Source organism: Extensimonas soli (assembly GCF_029211265.1).
Taxonomy (GTDB): Bacteria; Pseudomonadota; Gammaproteobacteria; order Burkholderiales; family Burkholderiaceae_C; genus Extensimonas; species Extensimonas soli.
On sequence record NZ_JARGEL010000008.1, the window covers coordinates 52,696 to 68,803 of the forward strand.

Sequence of the window (16,108 nt, forward strand, 5' to 3'; positions counted from 1 at the left end):
TTGCGTGGGCCTGCCTTGAAATGGTGCGCACGCCCCTCAGTTGCGATCCCAACGGAGGTAATAACCCATGCGGAGCGACAAACTTACGACCAAATTCCAGGAGGCCCTGAGCGACGCCCAGTCGCTGGCGCTCGGCAACGACCACGCCTATATCGAGCCGGCGCACGTGCTCGTGGCCATGCTGCGCCAGGAAGACGGGCCGCGCGCGCTGCTGCAGCGCGCGGGCGTCAACGTGCAGGGCCTGCTCACTGCGGCCGAAGCCGCCGTCAAGCGTCTGCCCCAGGTGCAGGGCCAGGAGCAAGTGCAGGTAGGGCAGGAACTTGCGCGCGTGCTGCAGGCCACGGAAAAAGAAGCCATCAAGCGCGGTGACGAATACATTGCGAGCGAGCTGTTTTTGCTCGCCGTTGCCGACAGCAAGGGCGAGGCCGGGCGCATCGCTCAGGAAAACGGCCTCACGCGCAAGAGCCTCGAGGCCGCGATAACAGCCGTGCGCGGCGGTCAGAAGGTGGACAGCCCCGAGGCCGAAGGCCAGCGCGAGGCGCTCAAGAAATACTGCATAGACCTGACCGAGCGCGCGCGCCAGGGCAAGCTCGACCCGGTGATAGGCCGCGACGACGAAATCCGCCGTGCCATCCAGGTGCTGCAGCGGCGCACCAAGAACAACCCGGTGCTGATCGGCGAGCCCGGCGTGGGCAAGACGGCCATCGTCGAAGGGCTGGCGCAGCGCATCGTCGCGGGCGAGGTGCCCGAGTCGCTGCGCGACAAGCGCGTGCTTTCGCTCGACATGGCGGCGCTGCTGGCCGGCGCCAAGTACCGCGGCGAGTTCGAAGAGCGTCTGAAAAACGTGCTCAATGAACTGGCCAAGGACGAGGGCAAGACCATCGTCTTCATCGACGAGCTGCACACCATGGTCGGCGCCGGCAAGGCCGAAGGCGCAATGGACGCGGGCAACATGCTCAAGCCCGCGCTGGCGCGCGGCGAACTGCACTGCATAGGCGCGACCACGCTCGACGAGTACCGCAAATACATCGAAAAAGACGCCGCACTCGAGCGCCGTTTTCAAAAGATCCTGGTGGGCGAGCCCAGCGTGGAGGCCACCATTGCCATCCTGCGCGGTCTGCAGGAAAAGTACGAGCTGCACCATGGCGTGGACATCACCGATCCGGCCATCGTGGCTGCGGCCGAGCTCTCGCACCGCTACATCACCGACCGATTCCTGCCCGACAAGGCCATAGACCTGATCGACGAGGCCGCGGCCAAGATCAAGATGGAGATCGACTCCAAGCCCGAAGAGATCGACAAGCTCGACCGCCGCCTGATCCAGCTGCAGATCGAGCGCGAAGCCGTCAAGAAAGAAAAGGACGAGGCCTCGCAAAAACGCCTGGCCCTGATCGAAGAAGAAATCGCCAAGCTGAAAAAAGAGATTGCCGACCTCGAAGCCATCTGGATGGCCGAAAAGGCGCAGGCCCAGGGCAGCCAGCAGGTGCGCGAGCAGATCGAGCAGGCCAAGTTGCAGATCGAGGAATTCAAGCGCAAGGGCGACTTCAACAAGGTGGCCGAGCTGCAATACGGCAAGCTGCCCGAGCTGGAAAAGCAGCTCAAGGAAGCCCAGGCCAAGGAGGCGGGCAAGGACGGCGCGCCTGCACCCCATCGCCTGCTGCGCACCCAGGTCGGCGCCGAAGAAATCGCCGAGGTGGTGAGCCGCATGACGGGCATCCCGGTGTCCAAGATGATGCAGGGCGAGCGCGAAAAGCTGCTGCACATGGAAGAGCACCTGCACGAGCGCGTGGTCGGCCAGGACGAGGCGATTTCCGCCGTGGCCAACGCCATCCGGCGCTCGCGCTCGGGCCTTTCTGACCCGAACCGGCCCACGGGCAGCTTCCTGTTCCTCGGCCCCACGGGCGTGGGCAAGACCGAGCTGTGCAAGGCGCTCGCGGGCTTTTTGTTCGACAGCGAAGAGCACCTGATCCGCATCGACATGAGCGAGTTCATGGAAAAGCACTCGGTCGCACGCCTGATCGGCGCGCCGCCGGGCTACGTGGGCTACGAGGAGGGCGGCTACCTGACCGAGGCCGTGCGCCGCAAGCCCTACAGCGTGGTCTTGCTCGACGAGGTGGAAAAGGCCCACCCCGACGTGTTCAATGTGCTGCTGCAGGTGCTCGACGACGGGCGCCTGACCGATGGCCAGGGGCGCACGGTGGACTTCAAGAACACCGTGATCATCATGACCAGCAACATCGGCAGCCCCATGATCCAAAGCATGGCGGGCCGGCCTTACGATGAAGTCAAGGATGCGGTGTTCGACGAGCTGAAGAACCACTTCCGCCCCGAGTTCCTGAACCGCATCGACGAAATCGTGGTGTTTCACGGCCTGGATGCGAGCCAGATCGGTGCCATTGCGAAGATCCAGCTCAAGGTGCTTACCGAGCGCCTGGCCAGGATGGAGCTCGAACTCGAGGTCACCGACGCCGCGCTGGCAGAGCTTGCCAAGGTGGGCTTCGACCCGGTGTTCGGTGCGCGGCCGCTCAAGCGCGCGATCCAGCAGCGCATCGAAAACCCCTTGTCCAAGCTGCTGCTCGAAGGGCGCTTTGCGCCCAAGAGCAACATCCGCGTCACGGTCGATCCGGTGCGCGAGCCGGGCGTGTTCCAGTTCGCTGCCAGCGCGCAGGAGTAAGTGCAGAGCCAAGTCCGCAAGCTAATTAAAATGATAGCTGCCAGCGCTTGACATACAAGCGCTGGCAGCTTTTTTTACGCTTTTTTTGCCAGGCTGGCCCGATTGCGCGCACAATGCCGGCCTTTTGTCACTTTGCCGTTTTTTGCATGCCCAACATCGAGGTCCGTCCTGCCACGCTGCGCGACGCCAAAGCCATCGCCCAAGTCCACACCTTTGCCGTGCAGGAGGCCTACCGGGGCCTGCTGCCGGAGGACTATCTGCGTGCCCTGAAGCCCGAAGAGCGCCAGGCCTATTGGCGCGAAGCCATCGAATACTGCGAGCCGCAGGTCATGGTGGCGCTCGAGGGCGACAAAGTCGTCGGCTTCGTCGGCTACGACCGCTCGCGCGACCCCAAGTCGCGCCCGACCACGGGCGAGATCTGGGCCATTTACGCCGCGCCCAGCCATTGGCAACAGGGCGTAGGCCTGGCCTTGTGGGACGCGGCGCGCGACGGTCTGCTCGAAGAGGGCTGCACCACTGCCACGGTGTGGATTCCCCTGTGCAACGAGCGTGCCCTGCGCTTTCATGAAACCGCGGGCTTCAAGCGCGAACTGGCGACGGCCAAGACCTCGCTCGTGGGCGGCGTGCGCATCGAGGAAATCCGCCTCAAGCGCGCGCTGCATTGAACCCGGATTGTTCATTGGGACGCGGGATGATGGCGGACGGCTGACGTCCAAAAAGCGGCTACCTATTGCTGCCGCCCCTTCTTTATGCCTTTCTGGCGATTTATTAACAAAAATATATTCGTTTGTGTTTGAACGAGTGCTGCGGACAATGCGCCTGATTGCCCATTCCATCAGGTACCGCAGACATGATTTCGCTTCGTTTCAGAACCCTCAGAATCATTCTGGCCAGCGCTGCGCTGGCCGCCAGCACGCTCGCGGCCGCGCAGCAAAGCCTGCTCAACGTGTCTTACGACGTGGCGCGCGAGTTTTACAAGGACTACAACGCTGCGTTCGTCGCGCATTACAAAAAGACCACGGGCCAGGACGTGAAGATCGACCAGTCGCACGGCGGCTCGAGTGCGCAGGCGCGTGCCGTGGCCGACGGGCTGGCGGCCGACGTGGTGACCATGAACACGACCACCGACGTGGAGTTTCTGGCCAGCCAGGGCGTCGTCGCCAAGGACTGGGCGCAAAGGTTTCCGCACAACGCCGCGCCCACGGCTTCGACCATGCTGTTTCTGGTGCGCAACGGCAACCCCAAGGGCATCAAGGACTGGGAAGACCTCGTCAAGCCCGGCGTGCAGGTGATCGTGGTCAACCCCAAGACGGGCGGTAATGGCCGCTACGCCTACCTCGCGGCCTGGGGCGCGGTGCGCGAAAAGGGCGGCAGCGAGGCGCAGGCGGCCGAGTTCGTGGGCAAGCTGTTCAAGAACGTGCCCGTGCTCGCCAAGGGCGGGCGCGACGCCACGGCGATCTTTTTGCAGCGCAACATCGGTGACGTGCTGATCACGTTCGAGTCCGAGGTGGTGTCCATAGACCGCGAATTCGGCGCGGGCAAGGTCGATGCGGTGTATCCGTCGGTCAGCATCGTGGCCGAGAACCCGGTTGCGGTGGTCGAGCGCACCGTGGCCAAGAAGGGTACGGCGGCGCTGGCCAAGGCGTATCTGGACTATCTGTATTCGGACGAGGCGCAAGAGATCGCGGCCAGGCACGCGATCCGCCCGCGCTCGGAAGCCGTGCTCAAAAAATACGCGGCCACCTTCAAGCCCATCCGCCAGTTCACCGTCGCCAAGTATTTCGGCAGCCTCACGGAGGCGCAGAAAGTGCACTTCAACGACGGTGGCCAGTTCGACAAGCTCTACACGCCGGGCGCGCGCTGAGCCGCCTGCACGCATCGCCGTTTGCACATGCTTGCTGCGCATTCCACGCTGGCGCCCGAGGCTGGGTCTGAAGCTCGCTCCGGGGTGCTGCCCGCCACGCCCCCAGCCCGCGCCGCGCGCCGTCGGCCCCGGCGTGTGCTGCCGGGCTTTGGCCTGACGCTGGGCTACACGCTGTTTTATTTGAGCGCGATCGTGCTGCTGCCGCTCGCGGCGCTGGTGACCAAGTCTTTCACGCTGAGCTGGGAGCAGTTCTGGCTCGCCGTGAGCGCGCCGCGCGTGCTCGCCTCGTACCGGCTGACCTTTGGCGCCGCGCTGATCGCCGCGCTCGTGAACCTGGTGTTCGGCCTGCTGATCGCCTGGGTGCTGGTGCGCTACGCTTTTCCGGGCAAGAAGATCGTCGATGCGCTCGTCGATCTGCCATTTGCGCTGCCCACGGCCGTCGCTGGTATCGCGCTCACGGCGCTGCTTGCGGGCAATGGCTGGGTGGGGCAGTACCTGGAGCCTCTGGGCATCGTGCTCGCGTTTCGGCCGGCGGGCATCGTGGTGGCGCTGATCTTCATCGGCCTGCCTTTCGTGGTGCGCACGGTGCAGCCGGTGCTGCAGGACATGGAAAAGGAGCTCGAAGAGGCCGCCGCCTGCCTGGGCGCGTCGCGCTGGCAGACGTTCTGCAAGGTGATCTTGCCCACCATCGCGCCGGCGCTGCTCACGGGCTTTGCCATGGCGTTTGCGCGCGCCGTGGGCGAGTATGGCTCGGTGATCTTCATTGCGGGCAACATGCCCATGGTGTCCGAGATCACGCCGCTCGTCATCATCGGCAAGCTCGAGCAATACGACTACGCCGGCGCGACCGCGGTGGCCGTGGTGATGCTGCTGATCTCGTTCGTGCTGCTGCTGTTCATCAACGCGCTGCAGGCATGGCAGCGCCGCCGGGCGGGGGTGTAGGGATGAATCCGTCTGTGGTTTCCGCGCGCACTGTGGCGCGCGCCCAAAGCGGCACCACCGAGGTGCCCTGGGTACGCTGGGCGCTGACGGCGCTCGCGCTCGGCTTCATGCTGCTGTTTTTGCTGCTGCCGCTGGCCGCCGTGTTCACCGAGGCGCTGCGCCAGGGCCTGAACGCCTACCTGGCGAGCCTGCGCGAGCCCGACGCCTGGGCGGCGATACGCCTGACGCTGCTCACCGCGGCCATCGCCGTGCCGCTGAATCTGGTGTTTGGTGTGGCCGCGGCCTGGTGTATTGCCAAGTACGAATTCCGCGGCAAGGCGTTTTTGACCACGCTGGTGGACTTGCCGTTTTCCGTCTCGCCCGTGGTGGCGGGGCTGACCTATGTGCTGCTCTACGGCGCGCAGGGCTGGTTCGGGCCGTGGCTCGCAGCGCACGACATCAAGGTCGTTTTTGCCGTGCCGGGCATCGTGCTGGCCACGGTGTTCGTGACCTTTCCGTTCATTGCGCGCGAGCTGATCCCGCTGATGCAGGCGCAGGGCAGCGACGAGGAGCAGGCCGCGATCGTGCTCGGCGCCTCGGGCTGGCAGACCTTCTGGCATGTGACGCTGCCCAACATCCGCTGGGGGCTGCTGTACGGCGTGATTCTGTGCAACGCGCGCGCCATGGGCGAGTTTGGCGCGGTGTCGGTGGTCTCGGGGCATATCCGCGGGCAGACCAACACGATTCCGCTGCATGTGGAGATTCTCTACAACGAATACCAGTCGGTGGCGGCGTTTGCCGCGGCCTCGCTGCTCGCGCTGCTGGCCCTGGTGACCTTGGTCATCAAGACCTGGGCCGAGCACCGCAATGAACGCGCGCTGCGCGAGGCGGCGGCCCTGCCGCCCGAGCGGCCCAACACTTAGATTTCCCATGAGCATCGAAATCCGCAACATCAGCAAACGTTTCGGCGACTTTCAGGCGCTGCGCGACGTGAGCCTGGACATCGCCTCGGGCGAACTCATTGCACTGCTCGGCCCCTCGGGCTGCGGCAAGACCACGCTGCTGCGCATCATCGCGGGGCTGGAGACGCCCGACGCGGGCAGCATCGCGTTTGCCGGGCAGGACAGCACCGACGTGCACGTGCGCGAGCGCAAGGTGGGCTTCGTGTTCCAGCACTACGCGCTGTTTCGCCACATGACGGTGTTCGAGAACGTGGCCTTCGGCCTGCGCATGAAGCCGCGCCGCGAGCGCCCGAGCGAGGCGCAGATCCGCGCCAAGGTGATGGACTTGCTGCAGCTCGTGCAGCTCGACTGGCTGGCCGACCGGCATCCCGCGCAGCTCTCGGGCGGGCAGCGCCAGCGCATCGCCCTGGCGCGTGCGCTGGCCGTGGAGCCGCAGGTGCTGCTGCTCGACGAGCCCTTCGGCGCGCTCGACGCCAAGGTGCGCAAGGAACTGCGCCGCTGGCTGCGCCGATTGCACGACGAGCTGCACGTGACCAGCATCTTCGTCACGCACGACCAGGAAGAGGCGCTCGAAGTGGCCGACCGCGTGGTCGTCATCCACCGCGGCCGCATCGAGCAAAGCGGCTCGCCGCAGCAGGTGTGGGAGCACCCGGCCAGCCCCTTCGTGTACGGCTTTTTGGGCGACGTGAACCTGTTCCACGGCCGCGCGCACGAGGGCCTGGCGCACCTGCAGGGCATGCAGATCGAAGTGCCCGAGCACGCGCAGGCCGACAACGCCAGGGCCTACGCCTACGTGCGCCCGCACGAGTTCGACGTGCAGCGCTACGCGCCCGGTGCCGGGCCAGCGGACGCGGGCCGCACGAGCGGCATCGTGGCGCAGCTCGAACGCGCCATCGTCGTCGGCCCGATTGCGCGGCTGGAACTCGTGCCCAGCGATGGCATCCAACCAGCGCCGGAGGGGCACAATACGCCCCCCGGGGCGCAGCCGCAGCGTGTGATCGAGGCGCACATCCCCGCGCAGCAGTTCCACGACATGGGCTTGCGCGCGGGCGAAACGCTGGTGCTCACGCCGCGCCGCGCCCGGGTGTTTCTCGACGAGGCCGCGGGTATTTGATTCCTTTCGTGGTGTCAGCAGCGGCCCGCGCAACAAGGACGCATATGTTTTGGAACTTGATAGACGCCGCGCCGCGCCGCATGCTCGCGCTGCTGGCGGCGGTGTGCGTGGCCATGCTGGGCTTTGGGCTGTACCTGCAATACGGCGTGGGGCTCACGCCCTGCCCGATGTGCATCGTGCAGCGCTATGCTTTGATATTGGTAGCTGTTTGCGCAGGTGTAGCAAGCGCTAGAGGCCAAAAAGGCTGGATATTTGTATGGGCCGCGCTGGGCCTGCTCGCGGCGGGCTTCGGGGCTTTCGTGGCGGCGCGCCAGAGCTGGCTGCAGTGGTACCCGCCCGAAGTCGTGAGCTGCGGGCGCGACTTCTACGGCATGATCGAAAACTACCCGCTGAGCCGCGCTTTGCCGATGATCTTCCGCGGCTCGGGCGACTGCACGGCGGTTGACTGGACCTTGCTCGGCGGCTCGCTCGCGAACTGGGCCTTCGTGGGCTTTGTCGGGCTGGGCGTGGCTTTGCTCGCCGTGCTCGTGCGCGTGGGTCGTTGGCGCGTGGGACGCCGCTGATCGGCAACGGGTCTTTTGCGGATTCAGAGTTTTTTCACGAGCACCTGGCTGCGCCGGTCCCAGTTGTATTTGCGCTTGCGCGCCTCGGGCAGCCAGTCCGGGTCCACGGGCTGAAAGCCGCGCTTGAGGAACCAGTGCATGGTGCGCGTGGTGAGCACGAAGATGCTTTCCAGCCCCATGGCGCGGGCGCGCTGCTCTATGCGCTTGAGCAGCTTTTCGCCGTCGCCCTGGCTCTGGCTTTGCGGCGAGACGGTGAGCGCGGCCATCTCGCCCGTTTTGGCCTCGGGGTAGGGGTGGAGCGCGGCGCAGCCGAAGATCACGCCGTCGTGCTCGATGATGGTGTAGTGGTCTATGTCGCGCTCGATGGTGGTGCGGCTGCGCTTGACCAGGGTGCCGTCTTTTTCGAAGGGCTCGATCAGCTGCAGGATGCCGCCCACGTCGTCGGGCGTGGCCTCGCGCAACTCTTCGAGCTTTTCATCGACCACCATGGTGCCAATGCCGTCGTGCACGTAAATCTCGAGCAGCAGCGAGCCATCGACGGCAAACGGGATGATGTGGCTGCGCGCCACACCGCCCTTGCAGGCCTTGGCGCAGTGCTGCAGATAAAAGCCGGTGTCGGTGGGCAGCAGCGCCCGCGGCAGGCGCGCGAGCAGCGCTTGGGCGTCGGCCAGCGAGAGCTCGGTGTCTATGGGGTTGTCCTCGCTCGCGGGTGCTTCGGGGTGCATGCGGATGCCGGGGATTTCGCTGAGGAAAATCAGCTTGTCGGCCTGCAGCGCGACGGCCACGCTGGTGGCCACCTCTTCCATCGCCAGATTGAAGGCTTCGCCCGTGGGTGAAAAGCCAAACGGCGACAGCAGCACGAGCGCGCCCATGTCCAGCGTGCGCGTGATGCCCGCCACATCGACCTTGCGCACCACGCCCGAGTGTTGGAAGTCCACGCCATCGACGATGCCCACGGGCCGCGCGGTGATGAAGTTGCCCGAGAGCACGCGCACCGTTGCGCCCGCCATGGGGGTGTTGGGCAGACCCTGGCTGAACGCGGCCTCGATCTCGTAGCGCAGCTGGCCCGCAGCTTCTTGCGCGCAGTCGAGCGCGATGGAGTCGGTGATGCGTATGCCGTGCGAATATTTGGCTGCGTGCCCCTTGGCGTGCAGCTGCTCGTTGACCTGCGGGCGAAAGCCGTGCACGAGCACGATCTTCACGCCCATGGCCTGGATCAGCGCCAAGTCCTGCACGATGCTTTGCAGCTTGCCCGCGGCAATGGCCTCGCCCGTGAGCCCGATCACGAAGGTCTGGTGGCGGAACTTGTGGATGTAGGGCGCGACCGAGCGAAACCAGGGCACGAAGGTGAAGTTGAAGACGGCGGACATGCGCGGTGGAAAAAGAGGGGTGGATCAGAGAAAGGGATTTTCCACCACGAGCTTGCCAAAGCGTTGCCCGTGCTGGCCGTCCTCGGTCAGCAGCAGGTCGGCGTTGGCGCGCAGCGCGGATTCGAGGATCAGCGCGTCCCACCATTGCAGCTGGTAGCGCTCGGCGAGCTGCGCGGCCGCGAGCACGCTTTGCGCCGTGCTGCCCATGACGTAAAAAGCGCTCAGGCGCTCGAGCTGTTGCAAGGCTTCGGCGGCGGGCAGGGGCGGGCGCAGCTTGCGCGTGGTGATCTGGTAGAACTCCTGCAGCACCTGCGTGCTGAGCACGACCGTGTCGCGTGCGCAGGCCTGCGCGATGCGCGCAAGCGCAGCCTCCTGGCGCACGCGGTCGCTCGCGTCCACGGCATAGACGAGTACGTTGGTGTCTATGAAGCAGATCACGGTGTCACCGCGTCGCCGGATGCGCTGGCGGTGTCGGATGTGACCAAAGATGTGGCCGAAGCTGTGTTGGCGGATGTGGCGGAATCGGGATAAGGCCGCTCGTGCGCGTCTGCGCGCGTCCAGCGCACCCCTTCGCTGTTGGCTTGGCTGCGTCGTGCCGCTTCGATGAAGGCCGTCGCCGCAGCGCTTTGCCGGTCGTTGCCCAGCGCGTACTCGGCGAGGAATTCGCGCACCTTGGCGCTCACCGAGGTGCCCTCTTGGATGGCACGCACGCGGGCCATTTTGATGATGGATTCTTCCAAAGAGATGGTCAGATTGGCCATGGTAGTCAACCCCGCACAAAACACACGAACACGTGAAGCAGTGTAGCACGTGAATTCGTATGCTTTTCGTATAATCGCGCCCGTGCACTCTCCATCCTCCCCCAGCGCCAGCCGGCCGGCGCTGCAGATCGAATTCCCCGAGTCCCTCCCCGTATCGGCGCGCCGCGACGAGATCATGGCCGCCATGCAGGCGCACCAGGTCATCATCGTGTGCGGCGAGACGGGTTCGGGCAAAACCACGCAACTGCCCAAGATGGCGCTGGCACTGGGGCGCGGCAAGTGCAACGCCGCGCCGGGGCAGCGCGGGCGGCTCATAGGGCACACGCAGCCGCGCCGCATCGCCGCGAGCAGCGTGGCGCAGCGCATCGCCGAAGAGCTGCACACGCCGCTGGGCGAGGTCGTGGGCTACAAGGTGCGCTTTCACGACCGGCTCTCCAGGGACGCTTCGGTCAAGCTGATGACCGACGGCATTTTGCTGGCCGAGACGCAGTCCGACCCGCTCTTGCAGGCCTATGACACCATCATCATCGACGAGGCGCACGAGCGCAGCCTGAACATCGACTTTTTGCTTGGCTACCTGCGCCAAATTTTGCCGCGCCGGCCCGACCTCAAGGTGGTGGTGACCTCGGCCACCATAGACGCCGAGCGCTTTGCACGGCACTTTGCCTCGGCCCAAGGGCCCGCGCCGGTGATCGAAGTGTCGGGGCGCACCTATCCGGTGGAACAGCGCTGGCGCCCGTTCGAGGACAGCCGCGACTATGGCTTCAACGACGCGATTGCCGACGGTGTCGATGAGCTCTGGGCCGGCAACGCGCCCGGCGACATCCTTGTCTTTTTGCCGGGCGAGCGCGAAATCCGCGAGGCCGCAGACCACCTGCGCAAGCACCTCGCGCACCAGCCGCTGCTGCGCAACGCCGAGGTGCTGCCGCTGTTCGCGCGCCTGTCGCAGGCCGAGCAGCAAATGATTTTTGCCAGCCACAGCCAGCGGCGCATCGTGCTCGCGACCAACGTGGCCGAGACCTCGCTCACCGTTCCAGGCATCCGATACGTGATTGACGCAGGTACGGCGCGCGTGAAGCGCTACAGCTTCAGAAGCAAGGTGGAGCAACTGCTGATCGAGCCCATCAGCCAGGCCGCGGCCAACCAGCGCGCCGGGCGCTGCGGCCGCGTGGCCAACGGCATTTGTCTGCGGCTCTATGACGAGGCCGATTTTCAGAGCCGCCCGCGCTTTACCGACCCTGAAATCCTGCGCAGCTCGCTCGCGGGCGTGATCTTGCGCATGGCCGCGCTGCACCTGGGCGAGGTGGCGCAGTTCCCCTTCATCGACGCACCCTCGGGCCGCGCGATCGCCGACGGCTATCAGTTGCTCGCCGAGCTCGGCGCGGTCGATGACTCGGGCGTGCTCACGCCCATGGGGGAGCAGCTTGCGCGCCTGCCGCTCGATCCGCGTGTGGGCCGCATGATCGTGGAGGCGCGCGCGCGCCTGGCGCTCGACGAGGTGCTCGTGATCGCCGCGGCGCTGTCCGTGCAGGACGTGCGCGACCGCCCGCTGGCCGCGCAGCAGCAGGCCGATCAGGCACACGCCAAGTTCGACGACGACAAGAGCGAGTTCAGCAGCTACCTCAAGCTCTGGCGCTGGATCCACGAGGCGCGCGGCGGCAGCGTGCCCACGCTGCCCTCGGCGCGCGCGCAAGCAAGCCAAAAGGCCGCCGCAGCGCGCCAGGGCAGGGGTGCGCACGCCGCGCTACCCGTGGCGCAGCGTTCGCTGACCGCTGCTGCTTCCACTGCGCCCGCGCCGGCAGAAGCCGCCCCGCACCCCACGCACAAACTCAGCCACCGCCAGTACGAGGCGCTGCTGCGCCAGAACTTCATCAGCGTGCGCCGCCTGCGCGAGTGGCGCGACATCCACAGCCAGCTGCTCACCGTGGTCACCGAGCACGGCTGGCACCTCAACACCCAGCCCGCGAGCTACGAGCAAATCCACTGCGCGTTGCTCAGCGGCTTGCTGGGCAACGTGGGCGTCAAGAGCGACGAGGACGACTGGTACCTGGGCGCGCGCGGCATCAAGTTCTACCGCCACCCGGGCGCGCACCTGTCGAAAAAACCGGGGCGCTGGATCGTTGCGGCCGAGCTGGTCGAAACCACGCGCCTGTATGGCCGCGGCATCGCGGCGATCGAGCCGCAGTGGCTCGAACAGCTCGGCAGCCACTTGCTCAAGAAGCAGCTGCTCGACCCGCACTGGGAGAAAAAGCGCGCCGAGGTCGTCGCCTTCGAGCGCGCCACGCTCTACGGCATCGTCGTCTACAGCGGCCGGCGCGTGAACTTCGGCAAGGCCGATCCGCACGCCGCGCGCGAGATTTTCATCCGCGAAGCGCTGGTCGCGGGCGAGTGGGATGCGCGCCTGCCTTTTCTGGCCGCGAACCGCAAGCTGATCGCCCAGGTGCAGGAGCTCGAACACAAGGCGCGCCGCCAGGACGTGCTCGTCGATGAGGAGCTGATCTACGCCTTTTACGACCAGCACATCCCGCCCGACATCTGCAGCGGCGCCGACTTCGAAGCCTGGTGGCGCGCGGCGAGCCGCACGCAGCCCGATTTGCTCCAGCTCACGCGCGAGGAGCTCATGCGCCACGAGGCCGCGGGCATCACGGGCAATGCCTTTCCGCGCAGCGTGCGCCTGGGCGGCGTCGATTGCACGGCCAGCTACCTGCACGCGCCCGGCGATCCGCGCGACGGCGTCACCGTCACCGTGCCGCTGTTCGTGCTCAACCAGGTGAGCGAGGAGCGCTGCGAGTGGCTCGTGCCCGGCATGCTCAAGGACAAGATCCAGGCCCTGCTTAAAAGCCTGCCGCAGCGTCCGCGCTCGCGCTTCGTGCCGCTGCCCGAATCGGCCGCGCGCCTGGCGGCCTTGCTCGGCACGCCTGAGCGCTTCGGCCAGGGCAGCCTGATCGAAGCGCTGCTGCGCGAGGTGCGCGCCCAGACTTCGCTCGACGTGCAGCGTGCCGACTTCAAGCTCGACATGCTCGCGCCGCACCTGTTCATGAACTTTCGCGTGATCGACGAGCACGGGCGCCAGCTCGGCCAGGGGCGCAACCTCGGCGCGCTCAAGGCCGAGTGGGGCGCGCAGGCGCGCGGCGCGTTCCAGGCGCTCGCGGCGCTGCGGCGTGCGACGCCAGAGCCCGAGTCTGCGCCCGAGCCTGGAAATTCAGAGAAAAATCGGCCTCTAGCCAAGGTACATCAAGCACAAGCAGCTAGCAAAAAAGGAGTATCCGCCGCGCCGGCCGCTGCGCATCCATCCGCCGGTGCCCCAGACGATGCCGCGGCTTCCACCGCTGCGCCAAGCTCCGGCGCAAGCCCGCGCGCCGGCGAGCGCTACACCGCGTGGACTTTCGGCGCGCTGCCCGAGCTCATGGAAATCCGCCAGGGCGCGCAGACCCTGATCGGCTTTCCGGCGCTGATCGACGCGGGCGATGCCGTGACCATAGAGGTCTTCGACGAGCCCGAACTCGCCGCAACCAAACACCGCGCGGGCCTGCGGCGCCTGTTTGCGCTGCAGCTGCGCGACGCGCTCAAGTACCTCGAGAAGAACATCCCCGAGCTGCAAAAAATGGCCGTCGCCTACATGCCGCTGGGCACGCAGGAAGAGTTGCGCGCGCAGATCATCGAGTTGGCGCTCGAGCGCGCCTTCCTGCTCGAACCGCTGCCCACCGATGCCGCGGCCTTCGCGCGCCGCCTCGAAGAAGGCCGCGCGCGCCTCACGCTGATCGCCAACGAAGTCGCGCGGCTCGCGGGCGCGATCCTGCTCGACTACGCGCACGCGCTGCGCAAGCTCAAGGACACGAAAAACGCCCCCGAGGCGGTGCAGGACGCGCAGCAGCAATTGCAGCGCCTGCTGCCCAAAAACTTCCTCGCCGCCACGCCCTGGGCGCAGCTTGCGCACTTTCCGCGCTACCTCAAGGCCATCGTGCTGCGCCTGGACAAGGTGCGCACCGACCCCGCGCGCGACACCGCCAAGCTCGCCGAGCTGCGCCCGCACGAGCAGCGCTACTGGCGCCTGCTCGCCGAGCGCAAGGGCCGCGCCGACGTGCGCATGCAGGAGCTGCGCTGGATGCTCGAGGAGCTGCGCGTGAGCTTTTTCGCGCAAGAGCTGCGCACCCCCCAGCCCGTGAGCCTCAAGCGGCTCGAAAAGCTCTGGGCGCAGGTGAGCGGGGCGGTGTAGTCGGTGCTTTGCGTGCCGATTCCGGTGCGCACTAGTGCAGTGTTTGATGCTTGATGCAACAAATAAAACCGATGGATTTTTGGTCTGGGTAAGGCGCAAACCGCAGCGATACCGGGCGGTATCGCGAGGATTTGCAACGCGGCCCAGGCCGAAAAGACGCGGTTTTATGTCGCAGATAGCGTCGAACACTGCACTAGTGTAGTGTTTGATGCTTGATGCGACAAATAAAACCGATGGATTTTGGGTCTGGGCAAGGCGCAAACCGCAGCGATACCGGGCGGTATCGCGAGGATTTGCAACGCGGCCCAGGCCGAAAAGACGCGGTTTTATGTCGCAGATAGCGTCGAACACTGCACTAGCAATGGAAAAGTTACTCGCGCAGTATCCGGCGCTCGTCCCGTCCCGGCTGGGCGCTGCAGCGGGGCCATGCATACTCGATCCCCTGGCAGCCTGTCGGACTTTGGAATCGTCGGCTGCGAATGTGCCGCAGCGGTCCATTTTTTACCGTCTTCTTGCCCCATAGTCCCGCTATGGGGCGGCGAATCCGGCAAAAACTGGCCTCGCTGGGGCACCTTCTCGCTTTCGACGCCCAAAGTCCGACAGGCTGCTGGGTTGCATACGAACAAGGAATGCCCGTGCTGATCAACTGCGTCGTCTATCAGGAAGGAAAGAAGCTCGCCGACATCCCGGTGCAGGAAATCCGGCACCATCTCGATCGCCCCGGCTGCTTCGTGTGGGTCGCCTTGCGCGACGCCACCGAGCAGGAATTGCGCCAGATGCAGCACGAGTTCGGCCTGCACGAGCTTGCCGTGGAGGATGCGCTGCACGGCCACCAGCGACCCAAAATAGAAGAATACGACGCCATGGTGTTCGTCATCATGCATTTGCTTGAAATACAGCCTGGCGGCACCATGGCTGTCGATAAAGCTACGGAAGACATAGCGATCGGCGAGGTGGCGATCTTCGTCGGTGCGAACTTCGTGCTCTCGGTGCGCAACCGCAGCAGCCAGAACTTTCTCGGGGTGCGCGCACGCTGCGAGCACGAGCCGCAGCTGCTGCGGCATGGCGCTGGCTTTGTGCTGTACGCGCTGATGGACGCGGTGGTGGACAGGTACTTTCCCATCCTGGAGCAAATCGAAACCGATCTCGAGGAAATCGAGTCGCAAATTTTCGAAGGCGGCGCGGCGCGCTCGAACGTCCAGCGGCTGTATGCGCTCAAGCGCCGCGCGAGTGTGCTGCGCCATGCCGTGGCGCCGCTGCTCGAAGCCGCGGGCAAACTGCACGGCGGGCGCGTGCCCGAGGTGTGCCTGAGCACCCAGGCGTATTTCCGCGACATCCACGACCACCTGGCGCGCATGAACGGCGCGATCGACACGATCCGCGACACCATAGGCATGGCGATGCAGGTCAACCTTTCGCTGGTCACGATCGACGAATCCGAGGTGACCAAGCGCCTGGCCGCGTGGGCGGCGATTTTCGCCGTCTCGACGGCGCTGGCCGGCATCTGGGGCATGAATTTCGAGCACATGCCCGAGCTCAAGTGGGCCTGGGGCTATCCCTTCGCACTGGGCCTGATCGCCACCGCTGCGGGTGTCCTCTACTGGCGCTTCAAGCGCGCGGGCTGGTTATGAAAATGTCAGTTCCGGGGGGTGTGCGCGTGGCA

Annotated in this window: 12 protein-coding genes; 9 read left to right on the forward strand and 3 right to left on the reverse strand. The window is 65.8% G+C overall.

The genetic code is table 11. From position 1 onward, the window contains the following. Nucleotides 1–67 precede the first annotated feature (67 nt). The 7 genes from clpB to PYV55_RS01860 all read left to right on the forward strand — a co-directional run bounded on the left by clpB (nucleotide 68) and on the right by PYV55_RS01860 (nucleotide 8,098). Nucleotides 68–2,674 carry an ATP-dependent chaperone ClpB gene (gene clpB / locus PYV55_RS01830; RefSeq protein WP_275848733.1) on the forward strand — a complete coding sequence of 869 codons (2,607 nt, stop codon included), beginning with the start codon at nucleotides 68–70 and terminating at the stop codon, nucleotides 2,672–2,674. Between the two features lie 146 nt (nucleotides 2,675–2,820). Beyond that, nucleotides 2,821–3,339 carry a GNAT family N-acetyltransferase gene (locus tag PYV55_RS01835; RefSeq protein WP_275848735.1) on the forward strand — a complete coding sequence of 173 codons (519 nt, stop codon included), beginning with the start codon at nucleotides 2,821–2,823 and terminating at the stop codon, nucleotides 3,337–3,339. 185 nt (nucleotides 3,340–3,524) lie between these two features. Then, the gene (locus PYV55_RS01840; protein ID WP_275848737.1) at nucleotides 3,525–4,538 is read left to right on the forward strand and encodes a sulfate ABC transporter substrate-binding protein; all 1,014 of its coding nucleotides are present in this window, start codon (nucleotides 3,525–3,527) and stop codon (nucleotides 4,536–4,538) included. 27 nt (nucleotides 4,539–4,565) lie between these two features. Beyond that, nucleotides 4,566–5,480 (forward strand): sulfate ABC transporter permease subunit CysT, encoded by a 915-nt coding sequence (gene cysT / locus PYV55_RS01845; protein WP_275848739.1) that lies wholly within the window; start codon nucleotides 4,566–4,568, stop codon nucleotides 5,478–5,480. A 2-nt stretch (nucleotides 5,481–5,482) separates the two neighbouring features. Further along, complete coding sequence (cysW, locus tag PYV55_RS01850; RefSeq protein WP_275848741.1) at nucleotides 5,483–6,382, forward strand: sulfate ABC transporter permease subunit CysW; 900 nt, start codon at nucleotides 5,483–5,485, stop codon at nucleotides 6,380–6,382. Nucleotides 6,383–6,389: 7 nt separating this feature from the next. After that, nucleotides 6,390–7,535, forward strand: a complete 1,146-nt coding sequence (locus PYV55_RS01855; protein WP_275848743.1) for a sulfate/molybdate ABC transporter ATP-binding protein — start codon at nucleotides 6,390–6,392, stop codon at nucleotides 7,533–7,535. Between the two features lie 44 nt (nucleotides 7,536–7,579). Beyond that, nucleotides 7,580–8,098 carry a disulfide bond formation protein B gene (locus tag PYV55_RS01860; RefSeq protein ID WP_275848745.1) on the forward strand — a complete coding sequence of 173 codons (519 nt, stop codon included), beginning with the start codon at nucleotides 7,580–7,582 and terminating at the stop codon, nucleotides 8,096–8,098. Between the two features lie 23 nt (nucleotides 8,099–8,121). Here PYV55_RS01860 and argA read toward each other — a convergent pair whose 3' ends face one another. From argA to PYV55_RS01875, 3 genes are read right to left on the reverse strand one after another with little or no spacing between them, the layout of a single operon-like run. Beyond that, entirely contained in the window at nucleotides 8,122–9,468 is a 1,347-nt protein-coding gene (gene argA, locus PYV55_RS01865; protein ID WP_275848747.1) for an amino-acid N-acetyltransferase, read from the reverse strand. 24 nt (nucleotides 9,469–9,492) lie between these two features. Beyond that, complete coding sequence (locus PYV55_RS01870; protein ID WP_275848749.1) at nucleotides 9,493–9,906, reverse strand: PIN domain-containing protein; 414 nt, start codon at nucleotides 9,904–9,906, stop codon at nucleotides 9,493–9,495. Next, nucleotides 9,903–10,229, reverse strand: coding sequence for a DUF6364 family protein (locus PYV55_RS01875; protein ID WP_275848751.1), 327 nt, complete (start codon nucleotides 10,227–10,229; stop codon nucleotides 9,903–9,905). Before PYV55_RS01875 ends, PYV55_RS01870 begins: the two co-directional genes overlap by 4 nt. Before the next feature lie 175 nt (nucleotides 10,230–10,404). Between PYV55_RS01875 and hrpA the strand changes: the two genes are divergently transcribed. Together hrpA and corA are read left to right on the forward strand one after the other, a co-directional pair. Continuing rightward, entirely contained in the window at nucleotides 10,405–14,445 is a 4,041-nt protein-coding gene (hrpA, locus tag PYV55_RS01880; protein ID WP_407066751.1) for an ATP-dependent RNA helicase HrpA, read from the forward strand. Between the two features lie 635 nt (nucleotides 14,446–15,080). Beyond that, nucleotides 15,081–16,076: a magnesium/cobalt transporter CorA gene (corA, locus tag PYV55_RS01885; RefSeq protein ID WP_275848754.1), complete on the forward strand. Its 996-nt coding sequence runs from the start codon at nucleotides 15,081–15,083 to the stop codon at nucleotides 16,074–16,076. Nucleotides 16,077–16,108: the final 32 nt, after the last annotated feature.

Coding starts and splice junctions, on each gene's coding strand:
- clpB (WP_275848733.1), top strand. CDS start 68: ATGCGGAGCGACAAACTTACGACCAAATTCCAGGAGGCCCTGAGCGAC.
- PYV55_RS01835 (WP_275848735.1), top strand. CDS start 2,821: ATGCCCAACATCGAGGTCCGTCCTGCCACGCTGCGCGACGCCAAAGCC.
- PYV55_RS01840 (WP_275848737.1), top strand. CDS start 3,525: ATGATTTCGCTTCGTTTCAGAACCCTCAGAATCATTCTGGCCAGCGCT.
- cysT (WP_275848739.1), top strand. CDS start 4,566: ATGCTTGCTGCGCATTCCACGCTGGCGCCCGAGGCTGGGTCTGAAGCT.
- cysW (WP_275848741.1), top strand. CDS start 5,483: ATGAATCCGTCTGTGGTTTCCGCGCGCACTGTGGCGCGCGCCCAAAGC.
- PYV55_RS01855 (WP_275848743.1), top strand. CDS start 6,390: ATGAGCATCGAAATCCGCAACATCAGCAAACGTTTCGGCGACTTTCAG.
- PYV55_RS01860 (WP_275848745.1), top strand. CDS start 7,580: ATGTTTTGGAACTTGATAGACGCCGCGCCGCGCCGCATGCTCGCGCTG.
- argA (WP_275848747.1), bottom strand. CDS start 9,468: ATGTCCGCCGTCTTCAACTTCACCTTCGTGCCCTGGTTTCGCTCGGTC.
- PYV55_RS01875 (WP_275848751.1), bottom strand. CDS start 10,229: ATGGCCAATCTGACCATCTCTTTGGAAGAATCCATCATCAAAATGGCC.
- hrpA (WP_407066751.1), top strand. CDS start 10,405: ATGGCCGCCATGCAGGCGCACCAGGTCATCATCGTGTGCGGCGAGACG.